Origin of the sequence: Paucibacter sp. M5-1 (genome assembly GCF_027498415.2) — a bacterium.
Lineage (GTDB): Bacteria > Pseudomonadota > Gammaproteobacteria > Burkholderiales > Burkholderiaceae_C > Roseateles_E.
The window spans coordinates 3,918,020-3,942,621 of record NZ_JAPZLM020000001.1 but is presented as its reverse complement, the minus strand read 5'-3'; the positions used below and the strand labels follow the sequence as shown (position 1 = coordinate 3,942,621).

General features: G+C 68.8%; 24 protein-coding genes and 1 riboswitch. Of the genes, 11 read left to right on the top strand and 13 right to left on the bottom strand.

Annotated features, from left to right (window positions below):
• Window positions 1–2: 2 nt before the first annotated feature.
• The 5 genes from O5M90_RS18600 to O5M90_RS18580 form a co-directional block, all read right to left on the bottom strand.
• Window positions 3–1,577: an esterase/lipase family protein gene (locus O5M90_RS18600; protein ID WP_269839905.1), complete on the bottom strand. Its 1,575-nt coding sequence runs from the start codon at window positions 1,575–1,577 to the stop codon at window positions 3–5.
• Between the two features lie 126 nt (window positions 1,578–1,703).
• On the bottom strand, window positions 1,704–4,478 hold the full coding sequence (locus tag O5M90_RS18595) for a TonB-dependent receptor (protein ID WP_269839904.1): 2,775 nt from the start codon (window positions 4,476–4,478) through the stop codon (window positions 1,704–1,706).
• Between the two features lie 226 nt (window positions 4,479–4,704).
• Entirely contained in the window at window positions 4,705–5,286 is a 582-nt protein-coding gene (locus O5M90_RS18590) for a TMEM165/GDT1 family protein (protein ID WP_269839903.1), read from the bottom strand.
• A gap of 12 nt (window positions 5,287–5,298) precedes the next feature.
• A riboswitch (yybP-ykoY riboswitch) is annotated at window positions 5,299–5,475 on the bottom strand.
• Between the two features lie 27 nt (window positions 5,476–5,502).
• Window positions 5,503–6,966 (bottom strand): M16 family metallopeptidase, encoded by a 1,464-nt coding sequence (locus O5M90_RS18585; RefSeq protein WP_269839902.1) that lies wholly within the window; start codon window positions 6,964–6,966, stop codon window positions 5,503–5,505.
• A complete protein-coding gene (locus O5M90_RS18580; protein ID WP_269839901.1) occupies window positions 6,963–8,306 on the bottom strand; it encodes a M16 family metallopeptidase in 1,344 nt (447 codons plus the stop codon). Before O5M90_RS18580 ends, O5M90_RS18585 begins: the two co-directional genes overlap by 4 nt.
• 89 nt (window positions 8,307–8,395) lie before the next feature.
• Between O5M90_RS18580 and O5M90_RS18575 the strand changes: the two genes are divergently transcribed.
• Window positions 8,396–8,785 (top strand): VOC family protein, encoded by a 390-nt coding sequence (locus tag O5M90_RS18575; RefSeq protein WP_137943872.1) that lies wholly within the window; start codon window positions 8,396–8,398, stop codon window positions 8,783–8,785.
• A 7-nt stretch (window positions 8,786–8,792) separates the two neighbouring features.
• Here the strand turns inward: O5M90_RS18575 and O5M90_RS18570 are convergent, their stop codons facing one another.
• From O5M90_RS18570 to O5M90_RS18555, 4 genes are all read right to left on the bottom strand, one after another.
• Complete coding sequence (locus O5M90_RS18570; RefSeq protein WP_269839900.1) at window positions 8,793–9,455, bottom strand: PEP-CTERM sorting domain-containing protein; 663 nt, start codon at window positions 9,453–9,455, stop codon at window positions 8,793–8,795.
• A 32-nt stretch (window positions 9,456–9,487) separates the two neighbouring features.
• On the bottom strand, window positions 9,488–11,674 hold the full coding sequence (locus tag O5M90_RS18565; RefSeq protein WP_269839899.1) for a phosphocholine-specific phospholipase C: 2,187 nt from the start codon (window positions 11,672–11,674) through the stop codon (window positions 9,488–9,490).
• Window positions 11,675–11,803: 129 nt separating this feature from the next.
• Window positions 11,804–13,096: an NAD(P)/FAD-dependent oxidoreductase gene (locus O5M90_RS18560; protein ID WP_269839898.1), complete on the bottom strand. Its 1,293-nt coding sequence runs from the start codon at window positions 13,094–13,096 to the stop codon at window positions 11,804–11,806.
• Between the two features lie 33 nt (window positions 13,097–13,129).
• Window positions 13,130–13,612, bottom strand: a complete 483-nt coding sequence (locus O5M90_RS18555; protein WP_269839897.1) for a GNAT family N-acetyltransferase — start codon at window positions 13,610–13,612, stop codon at window positions 13,130–13,132.
• Between the two features lie 199 nt (window positions 13,613–13,811).
• Here O5M90_RS18555 and O5M90_RS18550 point away from each other — a divergent pair, with 199 nt between their 5' ends.
• On the top strand, window positions 13,812–14,285 hold the full coding sequence (locus O5M90_RS18550; RefSeq protein WP_269839896.1) for a DUF1203 domain-containing protein: 474 nt from the start codon (window positions 13,812–13,814) through the stop codon (window positions 14,283–14,285).
• A gap of 3 nt (window positions 14,286–14,288) precedes the next feature.
• Here the strand turns inward: O5M90_RS18550 and O5M90_RS18545 are convergent, their stop codons facing one another.
• Together O5M90_RS18545 and O5M90_RS18540 are read right to left on the bottom strand one after the other, a co-directional pair.
• Window positions 14,289–14,771: a GNAT family N-acetyltransferase gene (locus O5M90_RS18545; protein WP_269839895.1), complete on the bottom strand. Its 483-nt coding sequence runs from the start codon at window positions 14,769–14,771 to the stop codon at window positions 14,289–14,291.
• Window positions 14,771–15,616: a 2OG-Fe(II) oxygenase gene (locus O5M90_RS18540; RefSeq protein WP_269839894.1), complete on the bottom strand. Its 846-nt coding sequence runs from the start codon at window positions 15,614–15,616 to the stop codon at window positions 14,771–14,773. Before O5M90_RS18540 ends, O5M90_RS18545 begins: the two co-directional genes overlap by 1 nt.
• 69 nt (window positions 15,617–15,685) lie before the next feature.
• Here O5M90_RS18540 and O5M90_RS18535 point away from each other — a divergent pair, with 69 nt between their 5' ends.
• The 4 genes from O5M90_RS18535 to O5M90_RS18520 all read left to right on the top strand — a co-directional run bounded on the left by O5M90_RS18535 (window position 15,686) and on the right by O5M90_RS18520 (window position 19,018).
• Entirely contained in the window at window positions 15,686–16,366 is a 681-nt protein-coding gene (locus O5M90_RS18535) for a helix-turn-helix transcriptional regulator (protein ID WP_137943864.1), read from the top strand.
• 113 nt (window positions 16,367–16,479) lie between these two features.
• On the top strand, window positions 16,480–17,478 hold the full coding sequence (locus O5M90_RS18530) for a cupin-like domain-containing protein (RefSeq protein WP_269839893.1): 999 nt from the start codon (window positions 16,480–16,482) through the stop codon (window positions 17,476–17,478).
• Between the two features lie 19 nt (window positions 17,479–17,497).
• Window positions 17,498–18,436 carry a hypothetical protein gene (locus O5M90_RS18525; RefSeq protein ID WP_269839892.1) on the top strand — a complete coding sequence of 313 codons (939 nt, stop codon included), beginning with the start codon at window positions 17,498–17,500 and terminating at the stop codon, window positions 18,434–18,436.
• Window positions 18,437–18,490: 54 nt separating this feature from the next.
• Window positions 18,491–19,018: a lipocalin family protein gene (locus O5M90_RS18520; protein ID WP_269839891.1), complete on the top strand. Its 528-nt coding sequence runs from the start codon at window positions 18,491–18,493 to the stop codon at window positions 19,016–19,018.
• Window positions 19,019–19,025: 7 nt separating this feature from the next.
• On the opposite strand, the gene O5M90_RS18515 is transcribed toward O5M90_RS18520, so the two are convergent.
• Together O5M90_RS18515 and O5M90_RS18510 are read right to left on the bottom strand one after the other, a co-directional pair.
• Window positions 19,026–20,105: an acyltransferase family protein gene (locus tag O5M90_RS18515; RefSeq protein ID WP_269839890.1), complete on the bottom strand. Its 1,080-nt coding sequence runs from the start codon at window positions 20,103–20,105 to the stop codon at window positions 19,026–19,028.
• Window positions 20,106–20,156: 51 nt separating this feature from the next.
• Window positions 20,157–20,813: a MerR family transcriptional regulator gene (locus O5M90_RS18510; protein WP_269839889.1), complete on the bottom strand. Its 657-nt coding sequence runs from the start codon at window positions 20,811–20,813 to the stop codon at window positions 20,157–20,159.
• A 102-nt stretch (window positions 20,814–20,915) separates the two neighbouring features.
• Between O5M90_RS18510 and O5M90_RS18505 the strand changes: the two genes are divergently transcribed.
• The 5 genes from O5M90_RS18505 to O5M90_RS18485 all read left to right on the top strand — a co-directional run bounded on the left by O5M90_RS18505 (window position 20,916) and on the right by O5M90_RS18485 (window position 24,602).
• Window positions 20,916–21,284, top strand: coding sequence for a thiol-disulfide oxidoreductase DCC family protein (locus O5M90_RS18505; RefSeq protein ID WP_137943858.1), 369 nt, complete (start codon window positions 20,916–20,918; stop codon window positions 21,282–21,284).
• Window positions 21,285–21,388: 104 nt separating this feature from the next.
• Complete coding sequence (locus O5M90_RS18500; RefSeq protein WP_440402243.1) at window positions 21,389–21,724, top strand: high-potential iron-sulfur protein; 336 nt, start codon at window positions 21,389–21,391, stop codon at window positions 21,722–21,724.
• 7 nt (window positions 21,725–21,731) lie between these two features.
• The gene (locus O5M90_RS18495; RefSeq protein WP_269839888.1) at window positions 21,732–21,911 is read left to right on the top strand and encodes a DUF2256 domain-containing protein; all 180 of its coding nucleotides are present in this window, start codon (window positions 21,732–21,734) and stop codon (window positions 21,909–21,911) included.
• The gene (locus O5M90_RS18490; RefSeq protein WP_269839887.1) at window positions 21,904–23,448 is read left to right on the top strand and encodes a cryptochrome/photolyase family protein; all 1,545 of its coding nucleotides are present in this window, start codon (window positions 21,904–21,906) and stop codon (window positions 23,446–23,448) included. The genes O5M90_RS18495 and O5M90_RS18490 overlap by 8 nt, the downstream gene beginning before the upstream one ends.
• Window positions 23,445–24,602, top strand: coding sequence for an FAD-binding domain-containing protein (locus O5M90_RS18485; protein ID WP_269839886.1), 1,158 nt, complete (start codon window positions 23,445–23,447; stop codon window positions 24,600–24,602). Before O5M90_RS18490 ends, O5M90_RS18485 begins: the two co-directional genes overlap by 4 nt.

The following is a 24,602-nucleotide window of genomic DNA, read 5'->3' as shown; positions in this document are numbered from 1 at the left end:
CCTCAGGTATTCCACGCCGACACGATCAGCAGCACCTTGCCCGAGATGCCGGGCTTGTTGCTGCCGGCCGGCAGTTCCACCTCGATGCGGATGCCGCCGCCCTTGACCGCCTCATAGGTCAGGGCCTGGGTCGCCACACCGATGCGCTGGCTCTCCCAGCTGTGCAGGATGCGCCAGTCGCCGCCCGCGCTGATCGGCGGCTCCAGCGAGATCAGCAGGCTGTCGCGGAACAGGTGGCTGCCCTCGAAATGCTGGTCGGGCCAGAAGCGCTTGTTGACCTGGTAATCGGGCACGCGCACGCCGACGTCCATCGCATAGGCCAGCGTGCGGTCATGGCTGCTGATCTTGGCGCGGTTGGCCAGGAAGACGCTGGACAGATAGACCATATTGCCACCGCTGGCCTGTTGCTGGCTCAGCTGCTGGTGGGTGCGGCAGGCGGGCGAGTCCTCCTCGGTGGTCCGGCGGCTCAGGAACCAGCGCTTGCCGCGCGGCCGCGCCATCAGCTCGAACTGGTAGAGCGCCTGCACATCGGCCTCGGCCTCGATCTTCTGCGGCAGCCGCACCTCGTCGACCTGCATCCAGATGTCGACCCGCACATCGCCGAACAGAAAGCGCGACAGGTTCTGGTAGGCCTCCTCGCTGTTGACGATGCCGTAGTAGCCCGAGTGGGCGCGGTAGCAATAGGCGGTGGCGCAGGTCTTGGTGACGTTGAGCTGCTTGTCGACACCCCAGACCGAGGCATTCTCGACCTTGACCAGGCCGTCGCTGCCATTGCCGGCAAAGGCGCGCGAGATACCCATGCCGGCCTCGTAATCATTGCGGTTGGTACCCACCATGCAGAAGATGCGCTCGATCGGAAACGCCTCCTGCGGCAGGAAGTCGACCCGCTGGTGCTTTTTGTAGACCGCCTGCATATTCAGGTAGCCGGCCATGCGCTCGTGATTGAAGTTGTTGATGTCGTTGAAGGACAACCAGCCGGGTACCTTCAGGCCGGCCAGCTGGATGCCGTTGTGCGGGGTCGCATAGGTGAAGATCTTGTCGACCGCATGGCGCGCCTCGTCGCTGCCCAGCGCCGGGTTCTGGATGAAGCCGCGCACCACCAGGCCGCCCATCGAGTGCGCGACCAGATAGCAGCGGAAGTCCTTGGCCGCGATGCCCTCCTGCGCCACCACCAGCTCGCGCACCCGCAGGATCAGCTCGGACAGGCCGCGCGAGTAGTCCTCGATATCGCGCGGCTTGCCGTCGCCGAACAGGCTGGAGCCGCTGTCGTAGTAGCGGTAGATGATGACCGAACGGGCCGGCAGGCCGGTGTGGCCGGCGCGCGGCTGCCAGTCGGGATCGGTGATGCCCAGGCCGTTCTCGTAGACATCGCCATAGCCGAACTCGGCCGCCAGCCGCAGCAGCGGCGACTCGAAGACAAACTTCTTCGGCGGGTCGCGTTTGTCGGTGCTGGCGCGGTAGACGGTGGAGCCGAGATTGAAGCCGCAGAAGGGATCGGCCGCCGTCTCGTCGCGCTCGCCCTCGGTCATCGCATAGCCGCGGACATAGATGATGGGGAAGAAGGGGGCTTCTTGCATGGCGCTTGTCTCCGCAGGTCTTGGGGCCTGCCGCGCTTATAGCCCGCGCGCACCGCAGCGGGCAATCCTGAGAAGCAAAAACCCGCCAGGGCGAGCCGTGGCGGGTTGCTTGAGAGCCTGCGGTACTTACTTGAACTGATACGAGGCCGTACCGTACCAGAAACGCCCACGCGGGTCGGCGAAGGAAGCAGCATAGCCGGCCGCGTGCGAACCGAATGACGAGGACGCCACATAGGGCGGCTCATCATCGAAGGCGTTGCGCACGCCCAGCCGCAGCTTCAGATTTTTGAAGCCCAGATAGCTGAACGCCAGGTTAACGCGCTCGGTATTCGAGACACGATGCGGTGCGTTGACGAACACATTGGCGTTGACCGAGGCGGCCGATTCGGTCCAGCCCCGGGTGTACACATGCTCAACCGTGAAGCCGAAATTCTGGAACTGCCACTCGGCCGTGGCCGTGTGCTGCCAGCGTGGCACCGGCGGCACTGTGCTGTCGCCGCCCGAACCGGCAAACTTGCCATAGGGGCCACCGGCATACTTCTGCGCGTCGTACTGGTTGACGTAGGTGCCACCCACACCTAGGTTCAGGCGCCCGCCCTCACCCAGTTCCAGGCTGCTGCGCACATCGATATCGACACCCGAGGTGCGCAGATCGCCGAGGTTGTCCACCGGTGTTTCGACATAGAGGATGAAACCATCGGCGTTACGCTTGACCCGGCTGTTGAAGCGCTGATACAGCACCGGATCCTCGAGCAGGGTATTGGCCGCGATCACGCCAATCTGGCTCTTCTTCTGGATGCGCCAGTAGTCCAGCCCCAGCGACAGATTGCGCGCCGGCTCGAACACCACACCGGCCGAGATCTGGCGGCTCTTCTCGGGCTTCAGATTGGCCGAGGCGACCGATCGGGTCGGCAGTTGCGAGGCGCAGCGGCCGTTGACCTCGGACGGGCGCGGGCATTCCGGGTCATTGACCGTGTCTGCGGTATTGGAGAAGGACACCGGCGAGTTGACATCCCACAGCGTCGGCGCGCGGAAACCGGTACCGGCTGCGGCCCGGAACAGCAGCGCCTTGGTCGGCTGGAAGCGCAGCGAGGCGCGCGGGTTGAAGGTCGAGCCGAAGTCACTGTAGTTGTCGTAACGGGCCGCTAGCGTGGCCTCCCAGCCCTTGGCAAACGGCATCGACAACTCGCCGAACAGGGCCTTGATGCTGCGCGAGGCACTGGTGGCCGGCACCGTGCCCTCGCCGCCGATGTGCTTGCCGGCGGCATAGTCGGCATTCAGCGGTTTGTCGTCGGCTTTCTCGCGGCGCAGATCGGTACCGAAGGCCACGGCCATGCGACCGCCAGCCATCTCCATCAACTCCTTGCTGACCTTCAGATCGAACGCGGTCGTCGTGCTGGCCGACTTGCGCATATCGCCGTCCATGCCGGCCAACTTCCAGAGCGCATTGCCGGCATCGTCGCTGGGTCCGAAGGGATTCAGATTGCCGGAGCGCAGTGCCGCCAGAAAACGATCCTCGTGAATATAGCCAGCATAGTTCAGCAGGCCCTCGGCACGCGATACATTGATACCGGCGTCATAGTCCCAGCCAGAGAAAGTGCCGCTGGCACCGACCACCATGCGTTTCTGGGTGTTGGTATTGGTACTGATGCGATTGCCGGCGGGGAAGGCGCGCAGGCCGATACCCACCAGACCGTCGCCATCGGGATCGTAGTCGGCCGCCGTGAATCCCAGCCGCGTCAGCAGGGCGGTCGGGAAGTACTTGCTGGTGATCGGCATCAGCACCGGTTCGAAGTCGAACTTCTGCGCGTTGAAGGGGCCGAAGCCGTAGCGGATCGGGGTAGGCGCGACCCGACCTATCGTGTGGTTGCGCGCATAGGAGCCCTCGACAAAGAGCTGATGGTCCTGGCTCAACGCAAAGGTGGCGCGGCCGAAGATGTCGCCCTTCTTCGAGTCCGGCAGATTGTCCAGCGTCGCGGCATAGATGGCGCGGCAGCCGCGTGCATCGATGCCGCTGGGCGTCGTGCCGCGCACGGTGGAGAAGGCGAACGGTTCCACGCAGGGCGCGAAATTGGCGCCTGGATTCAGCTCCGGGTAGGCCCCCGGAGCGATACCGGGAAAGGCAGCACCCGCGCCTTCGATGAAACCGGGATAAGGCGCGCTCGACGATGGTGGATCCGAGCCCGGAATCTCCTGCACGCCGCGGTTGTAGAAGCCCTGATCGATCGCCTTGATGCGGCTGTTCTTCTGGAAGTTGGCGGTCAACAGCACATTAAAGCCCTGGCTGCCCAAGTCGCCGAAACCGACCGCGACCGACGCGCCGCGCTCCGAACCGCCGATGCCGGCCTCGGTGTCGCCGTAGCGAATCATCAACTCGCCGTTGCGGTAGTCCCGCCGCGTGATGAAGTTGATCACGCCACCGACCGCGTCGGTGCCATAGACGGCCGACGCGCCATCGCGTAGCACTTCAATGCGCTCGATCGCCGCGAAAGGGATGCTGTTCAGGTCGACCGCCGCATTGCCGCCGATGGTGCCGAAAGGATGATTGGCCAGGCGCCGACCGTTCAGCAGCACCAGGGTCGAGTTGGCGCCGAGGCCGCGCAAGTTGGCATTGGCGGTGGCATAGCCGACCCCCTGGGTGGTGTCCGACAGCATTGCCGAGCTGGCCGAGACGCGACGCAGAATGTCCTCCACCGAGGTGGCGCCGGTCTTCTCGATCTGCTCACGGGTGATTACGGTGACCGGCAGCGCGGTCTCGGACTCCAGGCGCTTGATCGATGAGCCGGTGATCGTGACCCGCTCCAGCGACTGCTGCTGGGCCTGGGCCGGCGACAGATGGGCCAGCGCGGCGGCGCCAAAGGCAAGCGCCAAGGCCTTGCAAAGCCTTGATGGTTTCAGCATGAGGATCCTCTCTCCAGAGAAGTGAACAGGGGGTGCTGGTTCAGTGCCCGAAAGCCCGGCGGGTTGTGCACGGGTTCGGGAAGGAGTGCGAAGTTCGCGTTGCGGATTTTTCGCCTCGCAGACCGCACCATCGCTGAGGGAAACCCTTGACGTTGCGACCCCGCATCGACAGGCACCCGGGCCAAACCAATAGCACTTGCCAATCTCTTAAGACTGGATTAAGGCCTCACAGACCGAAGCGGGCCCCTGCCCCCGACAGCGTCGCCACCCCGATCACCGCAAAGATCAGCGCCGCGATGCCATGCACCAGGCGCACCGGGATGCGGCCGGCGATGCGGTCGCCCAACAGCACGGCCGGCACATTGGCGATCATCATGCCCAGCGTCGTGCCGGCCACCACGGCCACAAAGGCCTGGAACTGCGCGGCCAGCGCGACGGTGGCGATCTGGGTCTTGTCGCCCATCTCGGCCAGGAAGAAGGCCACGATGGTGGTGCCCAGCACACCGAGTTTCAGGCCCTTGCCGCCCTCCTCTTCTTCGTCGATCTTGTCGGGGATCAGGGTCCAGATGGCCATCACCAGAAAGCCCAGGCCCAGGCCCCAGCGCAGCGTCTGCGGGCTCAGCTGGGTGGTGATCCAGGCGCCCAGCGCACCGGCGCCGGCATGGTTGACCGCCGTGGCGATCAGGATGCCCAGGCAGATCGGCAGCGGCTTGCGAAAGCGCGCGGCCAGCAAAAAGGCCAAGAGCTGGGTCTTGTCCCCGATTTCGGCGAGGGCCACGATGCCGGTCGAGACGAGAAAGGCTTCCATTGCGAGAACACTCCACGGCCTGCAAGTGCAGCATTGACCATGCCGCCTCCGGCCGTTACCGAGGGTGCATGGTCAAAGGTCTTGCCAGGTGTGGGCACTGCCCGCGCCATGGTTCTCACGAACCAAGTGTGTTGACGCGGGCCTGCAGCGGGATGGTGGCTACAGCGGCTACTCCCCAATGACAACAGCTATTCTAGCCGCTGTCATTGGGGGGCCTCAGCGCCCGGCCGGTCGCCGCAGTGACGGATTGCCCAGATCGAGCTGCTCAAACGGGATCACCCAGGCGCCCGGGTCGAGCTGGCGCAGGTCGGCGCCGGCCTCCTTCAGATCGCTGACGACCACGGTGCGCAGGCTGTCGGCGCGCCAGTAGCGCGCCGCGAACTCGCGCAGCGGCTCGGCCCTCAGCGCCGCCAGCTGCTGCGGCAGCTGGGCCAGCGTGGCCAGCTCGCGGCCCTGCTGCAGATGCTCGGACACCAGGCCTGCCAGACCCGCGGTGGTCTCGAGCTGGCGCGCATAGGTGCCGATCAGGCTGGCGCGGCGCGCCGCCAGCTCGGTCTCGCCGACCGGCTCTCGGCCCAGGCGCAGCAACTCGGCGGCCATCAGCCGGGCCACCTCGGCGGCCCGGCCGTGCTGGGTCTGGGTATAGGCGCTCAGCGTGCCGGCGCCGGGCAGGCTCTCGACCTGGCTGACCGCGCCGTAGCTGAGGCCGCGCTTGATGCGCACCTCATGACTCAGCCGCGCCGAGTAGCCCTGGCCCAGCACCGCATTGGCCAGCATGCCGATGCGCTGGCCGGCTTCATCCTCGCTGCCGGGATAGGGCGCCAGCAGCTGCACCGCGCTCTGGCCGGCCCCGCTCAGATCCAGCAGCACGGTCCGCACCGGCAGCGGCTGTGCGCGCAGCGGCTGCAGCGCCGGACCGGCCGGGCGCAGGCTGCGCCAATCACCGAAGTGCGACTCGGCCAGCGCGCGCGCCTGGCCCCCATCGAGGTCGCCGGCCAGTATCAGCGTGGTGGATTCCGGCCGCAGCTGCTGGCGCTGAAAGGCCAGCAAATCCTCGCGACGCAGCCGCGCCAGGCTGGCCGGTGTCGCGATCTGGCCGGCCGGGCTGTCGCCCCAGAACAGGCGCTGGCCCAGCAGCTGGGCCAGCAGGGCCGGATCGGACAGGCTGAGCCGGAAGCTGGCAATCAGCTCGGCGCGGGCCCGTTCGATCTCGGCCGGCGGCAGCGTGGCCCGCTGCAAGAGATCGGCCAGCAGGGCCAGGCCCTCGTCCAGCTGCGGCGTCGCCAGGGTCAGGCCCAGGCTCCCCGAGGCGCTGCCGTCACCGATCTCGAGGCTGGCGCCCAGGCTTTCGGCGGCGAAGGCGATGTCGGCCGCATCGACCGCCTGGCCCTCGCGCCGCGCGCCCTTGCTGAGCATCAGCAGGCCCAGCTGCGACAGCCCGGCCTTGCCCGGCGGATCCAGCAGGCTGCCGGCCTGGCCCAGCAGCAGCTCGACCGTCACCAGCGGCATGCCGCGCCGCTGCGCCAGCACCAGGCGCAGGCCGTTGCCCAGGCGCAGCTGCTGCAGCCGGGGCTGGGGCAAGGGCCGCGCCGGACCCGGCGCGGGCATCTGGTCGAAACGCTGTGCGCCGGCCAGCAGCGGCACCGCCAGTGCGCCACCCAGCAAGGTCCGGCGCCTCATGACCGTTCTCCATACAGCACCGAGACCTTGGCACCCTGCAAGACATGGCGGCGCAGCGCCCGCTGCACATCGGCGACGCCGACCGCCTGCAGCTGCGCCAGCTCGCGCTCGGCCAGGCTCGCGTCGCCGCGCAGCAGCAAGGCATAGCCCAGGGCCAGCGCGCGGCCCTCGGGCGTCTCGCGCTCGACCAGCAGCTTGTTGAGCAGCTGCGCCTTGGCCTTGGCCAACTCCGCGGGCAGCACCGGCTCATGGGCAAGGCGCTCGACCTCGGCCACCAACTGCTTCAGCAGCAGCTCGCCGCTCAAGGCGCCGGTCGAGACCGCATAGGCGGCCAGCAGGCCGGCATCGGCATTCAGCAGCGCATCGAAGCCCACGCTTTGTGCGACCCGCTGCCGGTACACCAGGGCCTCGCTCAGCCGCGCCGAATCCCCCTGGGCCAGCAGGGCCTGGGCCACTTGCAGCGCCGGGGCCAGCTCGCTGGCTGCCTTGGGCCCCTGCCAGATCACCAGGGCCGCCGGCAGCGGCGCGCGGGCCGGCAGATGATGGAACTCGTCACGCGCTCGGCGCGGCTCGGCGCTGGCCGCCTGGGGCACGGGGCTCAGCGGTGCGCGGATGCTGCCGAAGTAGTGGTCGACCCAGCGATCCAGCTGGCTTGCCTCGAACTCGCCGGCGACGATCAGCAGCGCGTTGTCCGGCCGGTAGTAGGCCGTGTGGAAGTCGCGCGCATCGCGCAGCGTCGCGGCGTCGAGCTCGGCGATATTGCCGATCACCGGGCGCTTGTAGGGATGCTGCTGATAGCCGTAGCTGGAGATCGCGTTGAACAGCAGTCCGTAGGGATCGGCCAGCACGCGCTGGCGGAACTCCTCCTTGACCACCTCGCGCTCGCTGTCGAAATTGGCCTGGTCCAGATTCAGATTGGCCATGCGCTCGGCCTCGGCCCAGAGCACCGGCTCCAGGTGATTGGACGGCACGGTGCAGTGGTAGACCGTCATGTCCTCGGCGGTGAAGGCATTGTTGCTGCCGCCCACATCCTCGGTCATGCGGTCGAACTGCTCGTTGGCCATATGCCGCGTGCTCTTGAACATCAGGTGCTCGAAGAGATGGGCCAGGCCGGAGCGCCCCGCCGGATCGTGCTTGCTGCCGACCCGGTACCAGAGCTGCACGCTGACACTGGTGCTGGCCACCGGCAAGGCCAGCACGGTCAGCCCATTGGCCAGCTGCCGGCTTGTGAAGGCCAGCGATGGCAGTTGCAGACCGGCAGAGCGGGCGAGGCCGGCAAGACCTGTCCCCGCCGCCGCGATCAGCAGGCTGCGTCGAGGGACACCGTGGCGCAAAGTCATGGCGCGCAGCATAAGGGCAATGCTGACAACCGCTGTCAGCAGCGGCCGCGCAAGATGTCGCACCCATCCACAGCAAGGAGCAAGCCCCCATGAACTTCGCCTACACCCTCGTCTATGTCGCCGACGTCGCCGCCTCGCTGGACTTCTACGAGCGCGCCTTCGGTCTGCAGCGCCGCTTTCTGCACGAGTCCGGCGCTTACGGAGAACTCGAGACCGGCGCGACTGCGCTGGCCTTTGTCGACCATGCAACCGCGCGCGACAGCGTCGGCGGCGACTATGTCGCGGCCGACGCCAGCCCACGCCCGCTGGGCATGGAGATCGGCTTCACCACCGGCGACGTGACCGCCGCCTACGAGCGCGCTGTGGCCGCCGGCGCCACCGGCCTGGCCGCACCGACGGTCAAGCCCTGGGGCCAGACCGTCGCCTATGTGCGCTGCCCGGACGGCTCGCTGGTGGAGCTGTGCACGCCGATGGGCTGATACTCCCTCAGGCCTTGCGGCGGCGCACCGCCACACCCACGGCCACCAGACCCAGGGCCATCAGGCCGTAGGTGGCCGGCTCGGGCACCGGCGCGGCGGTCAGCACAAAGGATAGGTTATCGGCATAGCCGTCGTTGTCGCCGCCGCCCAGGCGCTCCATCGTGAGCCAGAACTGCACAGTGGCGGTCTGGGTCGGCAGCAGGCCGCTGGCCTCGCGGTAGAACAGGCCGGTCTTGTTGCCGCGATCGGCCGCGTAGACGGGGCCGATCTCGGTGCTGCCCAGCATCTGGCCGGACAGGTCCAGGAAGGACACGAAGAGCTTGGCGTTGTCGCCCTGGGCCTGCCAGCCGCCTAGCCAGCCGCTGAGCTTGAAGCTGTCGCCGGCGCCGGAGAGCTGCTCCAGGTCCAGCGACTGCCAGGCCACTGCGCGCGCGCCCAGGCCGGTGAACATCTGGGCGCCACGGTCGACCGGGCCCGGCTCGCTGGGCTTGACCCAGTTGTTGCCATAGCTGACCGACTGGACGAAGTCAAAGTCATCAAAGCCGTTCCAGCCGCTGGTGCCCTGTTCGGCACCGCCATTGACGATCAGGTTCTGGTCGTAGACGGCGGCCTGGCTGAGGCCGGCGACGAGGCCCAGCAGGGTGCTGGCGATAAGGTTCTTGATTTTCATGATGGGAAGAGTAGGAGTGAGGGAATGGGGAATCAGGGGCGGTATTGGTCGAGCAAGGCCGGGCCGCCGAGGGCCGGGTCGCTGATCGAGGCCTCGCCGGTCTCGATATGGCCGGCCAGGCGGCGGCTGAAGCCGGCCAGCTCGCGCACCTTGATCGAGAGGTCGTACCAGTGGCGGCTCTCGGCCAGCGGCAGGCGCAGCTCCAGCGAGGCGCCGGCGGCCACCTTGTGCAGCTGCACCGGCTCGTCGCTGTACTTAAGCGCGCGCAGCTCGAAGCTGGCCGCCACGTTGCCGCGGTTGTGCAGGCGCAGCAGCAGCTCGCCATAGACGCGGTCGCTGCGGGCCTCGATCTCGGGACGGGGCTTGTTGGCCACGGCGGTCAGCGAGCCGGTGAAGTGGCGATGGAAGCCGTTCGGGCCCAACACCCAGAGGTCATAGCTGCCGGTGGCCGGGGTCCAGCGGCCTTCCAGCTGCTTGCCGGCCTCGACCGTGTAGCGGCGCGGCAGCGCGCCCAGCGCCAGGCGGTCGTAGACATGGAAGACCGCACCGGCCTCGCCCTCGTTCTCGAAACGCAGCAGCAGGCTGGTGCCGTCCTGGCGGGCCTGCACCTGCAGCTCGTAAGGCAGGGCGCGGGCCGGGCGCACGCCCTCTTCCTGCTGCGGCGCTACCAGGCTTGACGGGGTCGCCGGGGTCTTGGTCTGGGTCAGTGCGCGGGCGCGCGCGCGCAGCGCAGCGGTCTCGGGCAGCAGGTGGATGAAGGGCTGGTCCTCCGGATTGCGGAAGTCGAAGCAGCTCTGCAGATCACCGCTGACCGCGCGGCGCCAGGGGCTGATCAGCGGCTCCTGCACACCGAAGCGCGCCTCGATGAAGCGGATCACCGAGCTGTGGTCCGAGACCTGGGAGTTGACCCAGCCGCCCTTGCTCCAGGGCGAGATCACATACATCGGCACGCGCGGGCCCAGACCGTAGGGACGGTGGTGGTACAGCGCGTTCGAGCCGTTCAGGTGGTGGTGGTACTCGCCCACCGTGTCCACCGTCGAGGCGCCGGCCAGGCGGGCGCGGCTTGCGTCGGCGTCATAGAGCTCGTAGGACGGCACGGCCGGCGGCGGCATATGGTCGAAGAAGCCGTCGTTCTCGTCGAAGTTGATCAGGAACACAGTCTTGCTCCAGACCTCCGGATTGGCCGTCAGCGCATCCAGCACGCGGGCCGTGTAGTCCGCTCCCGAGGCCGGGCTGGAGGGGCCGGGGTGCTCCGAGCCTTCGGCGGTGGCAACGATCCAGCTGACCTGGGGCAGCTTGTCGGCCAGCACGTCGGCCTTGAGCTTGTCGAGGTCGCGCGTGCTGACGCCGCGCTCGCGCAGCACCTGCGAGTAGCCGGGACGCTGGTACCAGGCGTTGCGGAAGGGGCGGAAGCCTGCCAGCGGGTTGTCGGTGAAGTTGTCCGCCATGTTCTGGTAGACCTGCCAGCTGATGCCCGCGTCCTGCAGGCGCTCGACATAGGTGATCCAGGTGTAGTCGGTGGCGGGATTGGTGTTGAAGCTGTCGCGGCTGTTGTCGGTCGACGGGCCGCCGGCCACGGCCAGCGGGTCGTTGTGGCCGGTCCACAGGAACAGGCGATTGGTGTTGGTACCGGTCTGGGTGGCGCAGTGGTAGTGGTCGCACAAGGTGAAGGCCTCGGCCAGCGCGAACTGGAAGGGCAGGTCCGCGCGGGCATAGTGGCCCATCGAATGGTTCTGCTTGGCCTTGGGCCAGTTGTTCATGCGGCCCAGGTCCCAGGCGGCCTGCGAGTCGGGCCAGCTGTGCGGCGTGCCGGCCACGCGCATCACCGAGAAGTCCTGCTCGGTGTTCAGGTGGAAGGGCGCAATCGCGGTGCGGCCGCCGCCCCACTCCGGACGGCCCGGCACCGGCGCGCCGCTGCCGATGGGCTGGACGAACACGCTCTTGCGCGTGAAGGTGCCCGGGCGGTCCAGCACCGGCACCGGGAAGGGGTCGCTGAAACCGCGCACGCCGGCCAGCGTGCCGAAGTAATGGTCGAAGCTGCGGTTCTCCTGGGTCAGGATCACGATGTGCTCGACATCGTTGAGCGTGCCGCTGCGGTGGTTGGCGGGGATGGCCAGCGCACGCTGGATGGCGGGCGGGAAACTGGCCAGGGCGGCCGAGGCACCGGCGCCGGCGGCGAGGCTGCGCAGAAAGCTGCGGCGATCTTGCTGGGACTTCATGATGGGAAGGCTCCTGTGGGACGGCGGTCCCGTTCTGGTTGTCGAACGGGACGCAATCTAGGAGCTCTTTATGAAGCTCAACAAAATCTCAATAGGCCGAACGGACCCGTTCGGCCGGCCGCTGTGCGGCTAGTGGCCGGGCTCTGCGGTCGGCGCCGCTTCGGCCACCACGCGCGCATAGCGCTGGAAGCTCCAGTAGGCCCAGGCCCAGTCCATCAGCACGACCAGGCGGTTGCGGAAGCCGATCAGGAAGTAGATGTGGACGAACAGCCAGAACAGCCAGGCGAAGTAGCCGCTGAACTGGAAGCGCCCGACATCGGCCACCGCCGCCTTGCGGCCTATCGTGGCCAGCGCGCCGTAGTCCTGATAACGGAACGGGGCCAGGTCTTGCCGGCCGGCGATGGCCGCCATGATCTGGCGGGCCGCATGGCGGCCCATCTGCTTGGCGCCCGGGCTGACACCGGGCACCGGCTTGGTGCTGCCGTCCGTCTCATGGCTTTGCGCGGCGGCCAGGTCGCCGACGACGAAGATCTCGCGGTGGCCGGGGATGTTGAGCGCGCCGTCGACGATGACGCGGCCGGCGCGGTCCAGCGGCACGTCCAGGGTCTTGCCCAGCGGTGAGGCTGCCACCCCGGCGGCCCAGACCACGGTGCGCGCCGCGATGCGCCGCCGCTCGCCGCCCTGCTCGACCTCGATGCCCGCAGCGTCGATGCCGACCACGCGGGCGCCGGTCTGCACCTGCACGCCCAGGCCCTCCAGCTGGGTCTGGGCCTTGGCCGAGAGCTCGGGCCTGAAGGCCTGCAGCACCCGCTCCGAGCCCTCGACCAGCAGCACCTGGGCGCTGGCCGGGTCGATGCGGCGGAACTCGTTCTTCAGCGTGTGGCGGGCGATCTCGGCCAGGGTACCGGCCATCTCGACCCCGGTCGGGCCGGCGCCGATCACGATGAAGTTCAGCCAAGGCCGGCGCTGCGCCTCGTCCTGCAAGGTCTCGGCCTGCTCGAAGGCCAGCAGCACCTTGGCGCGCAGCTTGAAGGCATCGGCCAGGGTCTTCAGCCCTGGTGCGTGTGCGGCCCACTCATCGCGGCCGAAATAGCTGTGGGTGGCGCCGCTGGCGACGATCAGGTGGTCATAGGGCAGGCGCTGGCCATCGGCCAGGTCCACCAGGCGCGCCGCCTTGTCAACACCTGACACCTCGGCCATCAGCACGGTGACATTGCGCTGGCGCCGCAGCATATGGCGGATCGGCGCGGCAATCGAGGGCGCCGACAGACCGGCGGTGGCCACCTGGTAGAGCAGGGGCTGGAACAGATGGTGGTTGCTGCGATCGATCAGCGTGATGTCGACCGGCGCATGGGCCAGCGTGCGTGCGGCCTCCAGGCCGCCGAAGCCACAACCGATGATCAGAACCCGAGGCCTTTGCATTCATGCTCCCACAGTGTTTCGGGGCATTGTGGATCAGGCGCCGAGCAGCTTCTCCATATAGACGCTGAAGGGGTCGGCACGGTAGCCGCCGAAAGGGCCGCAGCGCCGATAGCCCATGCGCTCATAGAGCCGCATCGCCGGACGCTGGCGCACGCCGGTCTCCAGCCGCAGCAAGGGCCGGCCGGCGCACACGGCCTCCACCTCCAGCGCCGCGATCAGCGCGCCGCCCAGGCCCTGGCCGCGCGCCTCGGGGCGCACCATCATGCGCTTGAGCTCGGCGCAGTCCTCGCGCAGCACGATGGCCCCGCAGCCCTGCACCCGTGCCTGTGCATCGCGCACCACCAGAAAGCGCACCTCGGGCGCCAGCAAGGCCTCGATATCAAGCAGATGGTTGCTGGCGGCCGGGTAGAGCTGGCTCTGGAAGGTGTCCAGCGCATGGATCAGCGCCAGCACCTCGGGCTGATCGGGGCGCTCGCGCGCCAGGCTGAGTTCGAGAGCAAGGGCAGAACTGTTCACGGTGTACGGCTCGGGTGAACACGGGGAGGACAACATGGGCACGATGCCGGCAGCGGCCGGTGGTCAAAAAAGCGGTTGGGATGGGCTGCTGTACGCAAGCGGCGTGCCAGCGCGCCGAATTCCAGGTCCGCTTCCGGCCAGCCAGGCCGGCGCGGCGGACCTAGGCTGCAGACCTTCTCAACCCTTGAACCGCTGCATCATGACGACCCACTACCGCATCACCGGCCTGTCGCCCGAGCCCTTCCGCCCGCTGTTCGGCCTGAGCGATGCCGAACTCGCCGAGCGCCATATCGTGCGCCGCCGCGCCGAGGCCGGCCAGACCCTGCCCGACCGCATCGAGCTGCGCCCGGCCCGGCCCGGCGAAAGCTGCCTGCTGCTGAACCATGTGCATCTGGACATCGACAGCCCCTACCGCGCCAGCCACGCGATCTTTGTGCGGGAGGGCGCCGAGGCCGCCTTCGAGGCGGTGGACAAGCTGCCAGAGATGCTGCGCTACAGCCTGCTGTCGCTGCGCGCTTTCGACGCGCAGGGGCTGATCGTCGATGCCGGCGTCGTCGAGGGCCGCATGGCCGAAAGCCTGATCGGCCACCTGCTGGGCCAGCCCCGCACGGCCTTTATCCATGCCCACTACGCCGGCCATGGCTGCTATGTGGCGCGCATCGAGCGCGCCTGATCGTCAGGCGCTGTGAAAGCGCTGGACGATGCCCGTCCAGCGTCCTTGCTCCAGCCGGTGTTCGCTGAAGTGGCCGCGGGCCGCAATGATGCGCCGCCAGAAGGCCTGGGCGGGCAGATTGGCCGGCATCTGGCCGACCTCCCAGTCGCCCGGCAGCGCCTCGAAGACATGGGCGGCCAGCGCCGCACCGACCCCAGCGCGGCGGTACTTCTTCAGCACGAAGAACTGGTCCATCCACCAGCCCTCGGGCCCGATCTTGACGCGCCGGTCCACCGTCGCGAAGCCGGCGTAGCGGCCGGCCACCGTCGCGATGAAGGCGTGGCAGGTGGGCGAGCGCCAGAAGCTCTCCAGGTCGTAGCCGAATTCGCCGTTGGCATCGAGATCCTGGTCCCAGATATCGGACAGCTCGTACTGGTAGAGCTCCAGCATGCGGGCCAGCGCCGGGCGGTCACGCGTCTCGCAGCGGCGCAGCGCGAGCTCGGCCATCAGATATAGGGCCGCTCGCGCAGCCATTTGGTGGCGATGTACTTGACGCCGGCCAGCACCGGCACGCCGGCGTGCAGCGTGACCGGGTCCTCGACGCCTCGCGCATCGACATCGGCAAAGTACAGCGCCGCGCCGCGCGAGGGCCGCACCTCGAAGCCCAGCTGCGGAAAGCGGGTGCCACCGCCGGCCTCGACCTCGCCCAGGTAGAGGATGCAGGTGCCGACCCGCTGGCCGCCCTGCTGCAGATGACGCTGGCTGCCGGCATGGGCCGGGTTGAAGAAATCATGGTGGGCGCGGTACTCGCCGCCCGGCCCGTAGCGCAGCACCTGCAGGCCCTCGCCGTGATCCACCGGCCAGCGCAGCAGCGCGGCCAGCCGCGCCTCGATGGTGGCGACCAGCGGCGTCTCGCCGCGCTGGAACCAGGCCCCGGCGCTGGTGCGGTGCTCGTGCGCCCGCGCCTCGCCGAGCTGCTCGTCGACCACGGTGGAGCGCGCCAGCCGGGTCTCGGCCAGCGCAATCATCGCCGCGCACTCGGCCTCGCTGAGCAGGTTCTCGAACAGCGCGATCTGCGGCGCATCCAGCACCGCCGCAACACGCACGCTGTGGCCGGCGCAATCGATGCGGTTGGCCTGCAGCTCGGGCGCGGGCCGCTTGCGCAAGGCCTGACCCTGCGCCGCCGTCAGCGCCGGCGTGCCGGCGATGAGCTCGTCCAGCGCCCGCTCGGCCACGGCCTGGGCAAAACCGCCCTGCACCAGCAGCGGCAGCATGGTGTCGCGACTGCAGCCGCGTGCGACGTTCTCGCGCAGCCAGGCTTGCCAGTCAGGGGTCAGCTGTTGAATCGACATGGGCGGATGTTACTGACAGCACGGCGTCAGCAGTGTGAAGCGAGCATCGGAAGCCGCCACAATGGAGGGATGCGCCGTGCCGACCGCCTGTTCCAGATCGTCCAGCTCATTCGTGGGCGCCGCCTTTCCACCGCCGAGTTCCTGGCCCAGCGCCTGGAGGTGTCGGTGCGCACCGTCTACCGCGATGTGGCCGCGCTGCAGCAGCAAGGCGTGCCGATCGAGGGCGAGGCCGGGGTCGGCTACCGGATGCGGGCCGGCTTCGACCTGCCGCCGCTGATGTTCACCAAGGACGAGGCCCAGGCCCTGGTGGCCGTGGTGCGGCTGGCGCGGCCGGCGCTGGACGCCGGCCTGATCACGCCGGCCGAAAGCGCGCTGTCCAAGATCCTGGCCGTGCTGTCGCCGGCGGCGCGGGCGGCGGCCGAGAGCCTGGCGGTCTATGCACCGCTGAGCGGCATGGACGAAGGCCTGAGCCAGCGCCTGATGCGGCTGCGTGAAGCCACCGAGAGCCGGCACAAGCTGCGTCTGCAGTATCTGGACCTCGGCGGCGCCAGTACCGAGCGGGTGGTGCGTCCGCTGGCCTGCTTCTTCTGGGGGCCGGTCTGGACCGTCGCGGCCTGGTGCGAAAAGCGCAGCGACTTCCGCAGCTTCCGGGTCGACCGGATACAAGACCTGACCCTGCTGGACGAACGCTTCCGCGACGAGCCGGGCAAGACCCTGGCGGATCTGGAGCGGGCGCAGGCCGGGAGCTGAGCGCAGCCCGGCAGGGTCGTCACCACAGCTTCGTCAGGCTGTCATCAACGCTGGCCACACTGCAGACCGATAGCGCAAGTCTGCCCGAGCACATGCAAGTTGACACACGGTCTATGGCCGACGGCACGGCCTGGACCGAATGGATAGCCACCAATCTGCTGCGCGGCTGCAGCGTCGACTCGATGCTGCAGGGCATGGTGGATGCGGGCCTGCCCGCCGATCCAGCGCTGGCCGCCATCCAGCGGGTCGCCCAGGACCCGATCTTCGCGGTGGCCGCGCGCGGCCAGCGCCAGCATGGCAAGCTGCTGTCGGTGGTCGGCAATATGCAGTCGGTCTGGGCCTCGGACCCCGGCTATGCGGAGATCCCGCGGGTCGGCCGGATCGACGCGGCCGACTTCCTCGCCCGCCATGTGCATGCCTTCCGACCCGCCGTGCTGACCGAGCCTGCGCGCGACTGGCCGGCGCTGCAGAACTGGCGCTGGGAGCAGCTCGCCGCCCGCTTCGGCGAGCACATGATCGAGGTCCAGGACGGCCGCAACGACGACCCTCGCTTCGAGGAGAACAGCGTCGCGCACAAGCGCCCGATGCGCTTCGGCGAGTTTCTTGCCTATGTCGAGCAGACAGCCTGGGACAACAACGCCTACATCACGGCCAACAACGGCTTGCTGCGCCAGGCCTCTTTTGCCGGGCTGCTGGACGATGTCGGCGAACTCCCGCCCTTGGCGGACCGGGCCCGGCTTGCCGCCGCCGCCCATCTCTGGATAGGGCCGGCCGGCACCAAGACGCCGCTGCATCACGACACCTGCATGCTGTTCCACACCCAGATCATCGGCAGCAAGCGCTGGCGTCTGGTGTCGCCGCTGGAATGGGCGCGCATGTACAACCACAGCCATGTGTTCAGCCCGGTCGACCTGGACGCGCCGGACCACGGCCGCTATCCGGATGTCGCCGCCGCGCGCGTGCTGGATGTGGTGGTGCGCCCCGGTGAAACCCTGTTCCTGCCACTGGGCTGGTGGCACCAGGTCAGCGCGCTGGAACCCAGCGTCTCGATCAGCTATACGGGGCTGACGATACCGAATAGCTTCGAGTATGCCGATCCGGCTTGCGCATGACGCAGGCCGTTTGTCCTCCATGCCTGATCCGGATTTCCTGATCGAGGACCGCGCGCCGGGCCGGCCCCTGGTCATCAGCTTCGGGTTTGCGCAATGGGAGCGCCCTCCCGCCTTCGACTATCAAGGTCGGCTCAAGAAGGTCGAATGGAATCTTGGCGACAGCTTCCAGAAGATCCATCTGCGCGACACGCGGCTCGCCTGGTACCTGAAGGGGATCCAGGGGCTCGGGCCGGATCTGCCGAGCACGCTGGACAGTCTGCGGGGTCTGATCGATGAGCTCCGCCCCGCACACACCGTCATGCTCGGTCAGTCGATGGGTGGGTATGGCGCCATCCTCTATGGCCAGGCCCTGGGCGTCGAGCGCGTTGTCGCCTTTGGCCCTCTGTCGACCATGGATCTGGCCTCGGCACTGCGCCTCGGCGACCGCCGCTGGATGTCGGTCATGCAAGCCTTGCAAGACCAGGGCATCCCCGGCGCCTCGACCGATCTGCTCGGTCTGTTGGCGGACAGGGGCGCGGGGCATCCGAAGCTGCGACTTCACTACGGCTGCCTGCCCGATGCGCCGGAACATGGCCCCGAGAACCTCGACCTGTTTCACGCGCGCCGGTTCCAGGCACTCGCAGGCACCTCCGTTCGGCTGCATCCCGGAGCGGCACATGCGGTGAGCGAGCATCTGAGGGCCCGGTGCGAACTCGATACCGTCTTGCTGGAGGAGCTGTTCGATGTTGCGGCCGATCTCGTGCATTCGCGCCGGCAGCCGCAGCTGACCGACGACTGGATCCAATGGATCGCCGAGAACCGCATCAGGAACGCGGACATGGCCGGCATGATCCAGGCAATGGCGGCCAACGGCATCGCTGGCATCACGGCACGCTCGGCGATTGCCACCGTGCTCCGCGATCCCATATACCGATGGGCGGCCCGGACCTTCTCCAGCATCGACGTCTCCCGAGCCTAGCCTGCGGTCCCGGGCCGAGCGACGCTCAGCCGCCGCATCAGGTAGGCTCCCGCCATGCTCAAACCCCTGCTGATCGCCGCCGCACTGCTGACCTGCAGCGCCGCCCATGCCGCCGACGCCCCGCTGCCCACGGTCGCCAGCGTCGACCTCGCGCGCTACGCCGGCGCCTGGTACGAGATCGCGCTGCTGCCCAATCGCTTCCAGCGCCAATGCGTGGCCGACACCCAGGCCCGCTACCGTCCCGACGGCGAGCGCGTCGAGGTGATCAACCGCTGCCGCACGGCCAGCGGCGAGATCGAGGACGTCAAGGGCCATGCCAAGGTGGTGGACGGCAGCGGCAATGCCAGGCTGCGCGTCACCTTCTTCTGGCCGTTCTACGGCGACTACTGGGTGCTGGATCTGGACGAGAACTATCGCCAGGTGCTGGTCGGCACACCCAACCGCCAATACGCCTGGGTGCTGTCGCGCGAGCCGCAGATGGACGAGGCCCAGTTGCAGCGCCTGCTCGACAAGGCGGCATCGCTGGGCTTTGACAAGAGCGCCTTCCAGCGCACGCCGCAGACCCGGCCGCTGGAGCGCTGAGCGCAGCTCAGGCCCGCTGGGTGCGCGCGAAACCCAGGCGCAGCCGCCCGGCCGGCGCCTCGATCCAGCGATAGAAAGGCAGCGCGGCCAGATTGCTCAGCGCCCAGGCGGCCGCCATCGCGGCGACGCCGGCCCAGGGGTGCTCGGGGTCTTTGTGCTCGAACAGCGCATTGACCAGCAGGCAGATCGGGAAGTGCACCAGGAACAACGCATACGAGTGCGTGCCCAGATGGGCGACCACCGCCGCCGCCCGGCCGCGCAGCAGCCGCAGGCCGCGCTGGTGGCGCTGCTGCAGCCAGGCCAGCAGCAGCGCGGTGGCCAGCGCCAGCGCCAGGCGCTCGCGGAACTCGTAGACCAAGGCCCCGCCGGCCAGCGCGGTCAACACAACGAGACCCAGCCTGCGGTGGCGGCTCAAGCCCAGCCAGTGCACCAGCGCGCCCAGACCATAGGCACCGAAGAAATACGGTGCCCAGATGTCCTGGCCGGCATCCAGATTGAAGACCCACAGCGAGGCCGCGCTCAGCAGCAAGACCAGGGCCGGGCCCAGCCAGCGCGCTGCCGCGCTGCCGCGCGCCAGCCACAGCAGGGCCAGCAGCAGCGCGAACAGCTGCAGATCGATGGCCACATACCAGGCCCCCACCGTCAGCGCCTCGTGGCCCAGCACATCGTGCAAAAGCAGCGCATGGGCCAGCAGCTGCGGTGCGCTGACCGCGGCCGGCACCAGCTCGGGCAGCAGCGGCGCGACCAGGGCCGAGCAGGCCAGCGTCAGCAGCACGGCCGCCATAAACGGCAGCGCCAGGCGCAGGTAGCGGCGCCACAGCAGGCTCAGCGGCGCAGCTTCCAAGGGTCGGCCGGCCGGAGCCAGGCCGCGCGCCGTCAGAAAGCCGCCGACCACCAGAAACACTTGCACCGCCATGCGACCGTAGTCATACAGCCAGGCGATCAGGGCCGGCCACAGCGCCTGCACGGTCTCGGCGACCGGGCCGTAGGCGGCCAGGTGATGCAGCACGATCAGCTGCGCGGCCACTGCCTTCAAGGCATCGAGATGCAGCAGGCGGGAGGAAACGGCGGAAATGGGGACACTCATAAAAAACGCCCGCCCCGGTATCGGGCGGGCGCTGACTTGTTCTTGGGGGGCTCAGTCGCGGGGCGCGGGCGGCGCGCAAGCCCCGGATTGTAAGGCGGGGCCCAGCAACAGGCCTTCGTGGATGGCCACCCGCTCCAGCGCCGTCTCGAAGCTGGCGCGCGCCTGGCCCGCGACCTGCTGCAGATAGGCATGCAGCTCGGCATCGGCCGGGCTGCGCTGGCGGCAGTCGGCGCTGTAGGCCTCGAACTGCGCCAGCCGGATCAGGATCTCGGCCAGATGCTGCGGGCATTCGCAGGCAATCGTCGAGGACAGCCCCGCCACATCGCCGAGCACCGCATCGTCGAAGCGCCGTGGCGGCGGCGTGTCGCTCGGCTGGTCCAGCGGCAGATCCAGTGTCAGAACAGGCAGACGCAAGGGCTCGGCCACGGTGCTGGCATGGGTGCGGGCCACGGCCTGCAACTCGTCCATGTCCAGCGCGGCGAGCGCACCGATGGCATGGCCCAGCGTGGTCAGCTGCTTCAGCAGGGCCAGGCGCCGCACATCGGCGGCGCTGTAGAGCCGGTGGCCGGCCGCGCTGGTGGCCGCAGCGCTGACCCGGTAGCGCCGCTCCCAGATGCGCAGCGTCGCCACCGGCATGCGCAGCATGCGGGCCACGGCCGCACTGCGGTAGTGGCGCCGCGCGGCGGCTCCTGCATCGGACTCGGACATGAACACCCCAGTGACTCGGTATTGAATCGGATTATCAGACGCGCGGCACCCCCCATTGCGCAGGGCACGACTCGGTGTCGGCGATCTGCCTATGCTCGCCCCATGAATACCGCCCCGCCCTCAACGCTGACCGTCTACTTCGACGGCGCCTGCCCGGTCTGCAGCCGCGAAATCGCGCTGTACCAGCGCGAGCGGGGTGCGGAGCAGCTGTGCTGGGTCGATGTCGCGCATTGCCCGCCGGCCCAACTGGGCCTGGGGCTCAGCCGCGAGGCCGCGCTGGCCCGTCTGCATGTACGCGATGCCCAGGGCCGGCTTGTCAGCGGGGCGCGCGGCTTTCTGGCGCTGTGGCGGGTGCTGCCGCGCTGGGCCTGGCTGGCCCGGCTGCTGGACCGGGGCCCACTGCCCGCGCTGCTGGAAGGCCTGTACCGCGCCTTCTTGCTGGCCCGCCGGCTGTGGAGGCGTCAACCCTGAACCCCTGCCCGCGTTGAACTCACAGATGCACCGAGCCCGCCGGCCCTCGGTCCACATCTTCCACCCCCAAGGCCTGTGTCCATCGTGAACGAGGAGACAAGACCATGTCCAAAACCCAATCCGTCCCGCAGCAACGCCGTGTTTTCCTGATCGGCCTGGCCGGCGGCGGCCTGATGCTGGGCGCCGGGGTGCATCTGCAGGCACGCGCCCAGGCCAAGCTGGTGGACGAGAAGGACGCCCAGGCGGCCGCACTCGGCTATGTGGCCGACGCCAGCAAGACCGACACGAAGAAGTACCCGAAGTACGCCGCCGGTCAGAACTGCGCCAACTGCGCGCTCTACCAGGGCAAGGCCACTGATGCCGCCGGCGGCTGCCCGCTGTTCGCCGGCAAGCAGGTGGCCGGCAAGGGCTGGTGCAGCGCCTGGGCCAAGAAGGGCTGAGCGACCGATGCAGAGACAGGGCGGGGCCAGCGCTGCTTTCAAGGGCAACAAGCAATACCTGCCCAGCAAGCCCTGCCAGGCCTGCGGCCGGCCCATGAGCTGGCGCAAGCGCTGGGCCAAGGTCTGGGAGGAGCTGCGCTACTGCTCCGACGCCTGCCGCAGCGCCAGGACGGGCCGCCATGGCTGAGGGCCTGCGCGATCTGGTGCTGGTGCTGGGCGATCAGCTCGATCTGCAGGCCGCCGCCTTCGATGACTTCGATCCGGCCCAGGACGCGGTCTGGATGGCCGAGGTGGCCGAGGAGTCCACCCATGTATGGTCGGGCAAGCCGCGCATCGCGCTGTTCCTGGCCGCGATGCGGCATTTCGCCGCCGCGCTGCGCGCCGCCGGAAGGCCGCTGCACTACCGGCGGCTCGACGATGCGGGCAATCTCGGCACGCTGGCGGCCGAGCTCAGCGCCAGCATTGCCGAGCTGCGGCCGCAGCGCCTGTTGCTGACCGCGCCAGGGGATTGGCGGATGCTGCAGGCGCTGAAGGCGGTGGCCAGCGAGGCCGGGCTGCCGCTGGCGCTGCGCGAGGACCGGCATTTCTACGCGACGGTGCGCGAGTTCGCGGCCCACGCCAAGGGCCGCAAGCAGCTGCGACTGGAGTACTACTACCGCGAGCTGCGCAGCCGGCACGGCGTGCTGATGCAGGCCGATGGCCAGCCGGCGGGCGGGCAGTGGAATTTCGATGCCGAGAACCGCGAGGCCTTCGGCGCCAACGGCCCCGGCTTGCGAGCGCTGCGTGCGGAGTTCGCACCCGATGCGATCACCCGCGAGGTCATCGCGCTGGTCAACAGCCGCTTTGCCGATCACCCGGGCTCGCTGGCGCACTTCGCCTGGCCGGTGACGCGCGCCGATGCGCTGTTGGCACTGCAGGACTTCATCAGCGAGCGCCTGCCGCTGTTCGGCCGCTACCAGGACGCGCTCTGGCCCGACGAGCCCTGGCTCTACCACTCGCAGCTGGCCGCCGCACTGAACCTGAAGCTGCTGAACCCGCGCGAGGTGGTCGCTGCGGCCGAGGCGGCGTGGCGCGATGGCCAGGCGCCGCTGGCCAGCGTCGAGGGTTTCATCCGCCAGATCCTCGGCTGGCGCGAGTATGTGCGCGGCATCTACTGGACCCAGATGCCCGGCTATCTGGAGCGCAATGCGCTGGACGCCCGCCAGCCCCTGCCCGCCTGCTACTGGAGCGGCGACACCGAGATGGCCTGCCTGCGCGACGCGCTGAAGCAGACCCTGGAACACGGCTATGCCCACCACATTCAGCGCCTGATGGTGACCGGCCTCTACGCGCTGCTGCTGGGCGTGGACCCGAAGCAGCTGCATGCCTGGTATCTGGCGGTCTATGTCGATGCGGTCGAGTGGGTCGAGCTGCCCAACACCCTGGGCATGAGCCAGTTCGCCGATGGCGGCCTGATGGCCAGCAAGCCCTATATCGCCAGCGGCAAATACCTGCAGCGCATGGGCCCCTACTGTCGAGGCTGCCGCTACGACCCGGCCGAGCGCGTGGGCGAGCGCGCCTGCCCTTACACCAGCCTGTACTGGGACTTTCTGCTGCGCCACGAGGGCTGGCTGGCGGAGCAGCCGCGCATGCAGATGCAGCTCAGGAATCTGGCGCGGCTGGACGATGCGCAGCGGCAGGCCATCCGCGCGCACGCCGAGGCCTTGCGAGCCGCCGCGGCATGAGCAAGCCCGGCTTCCCGCCCACGCTGGCCGCCGCCCGGGCACGGCTGGCCGCGATCGACCCGCACGAGTACGCGCGCAGCCGCAATGCGCTGGACGGTGCGGTGACGCGGCTCTCGCCCTATCTGAGCCATGGCCTGCTGGACCTGCCTGCGGTGATGGCCGCACTGTCCGAACGGCACGGGCCGCTGGGCCCGCAGCACAAGCTGGTTTACGAGTTCGGCTGGCGCGAGTACTTTCACCATGTCTGGCAGCGCCGCGGCGACGCGATCTTCCGCTCCCTGCATGCCGGTCCGCTGCCCGACCGTGCCTATGCCCGCGAGCTGCCGCCCGACATCCGCGAGGCGCGCTGCGGCGTCCCAGTGATCGACCGGGCGGTGCGCCTGCTCTATGCCGAAGGCTATCTGCACAACCATCTGCGCCTGTGGCTGGCCAGCTACATCGTCCATCTGCGCAAGATCCACTGGCGCAGCGGTGCCGACTGGATGTATGGCCATCTGCTGGACGGTGATCTGGCCAGCAACCACCTGAGCTGGCAGTGGGTGGCCGGCACCGGTAGCCACAAGCCCTATCTCTTCAATGCCGGCAATGTCGTGCGCCATGCGCCGCCGGACTGGCACAGCCCAGGCACGGTGATCGACACCAGCTACGAGGCCCTCGATGCGATCGCGCGCAGCGCAGAGCCGGTCGGCGCCGAAGCGCGGCAAGCTCTGGGTGTCGACGCGCCGGCCTTGCACGAGCGGCCGCCTGCCGCCTGGAGCGTGCCCGATGCCCAGGCGGTGGCGGGGCGCGATGTCTGGCTGGTCCACGCCTGGGCCCTGGCCGACCCGCCTCCCGATCTGCCCGCCGACAGCGTCAGCGTGGCCGTCTTCGAGGCCGGCCATCTGCATGCGCGCTGGCCCTGGAGCACGGCACGCTGGACCTTTGTCGGCCAGCGCATGAGCGAGCTGGCCGCGCTGCGCTGGTGGGGTGATGCGGCTACGCTGGCGGCGGCGCTGGCGGGCGCCCGCTCGGTGCAGATGGTGGCCGACCCGCATCTCTCGCCCGCCCTGCACGGCCTGGCACGCTGCCGGCCGAGGCCGCAGCTGTTCGCGCCGGTGGCGCGGCACTGCGATTCGTTCTCGCAGTGGTGGAAGCGGGCCAGCGCGGCGCTCTGA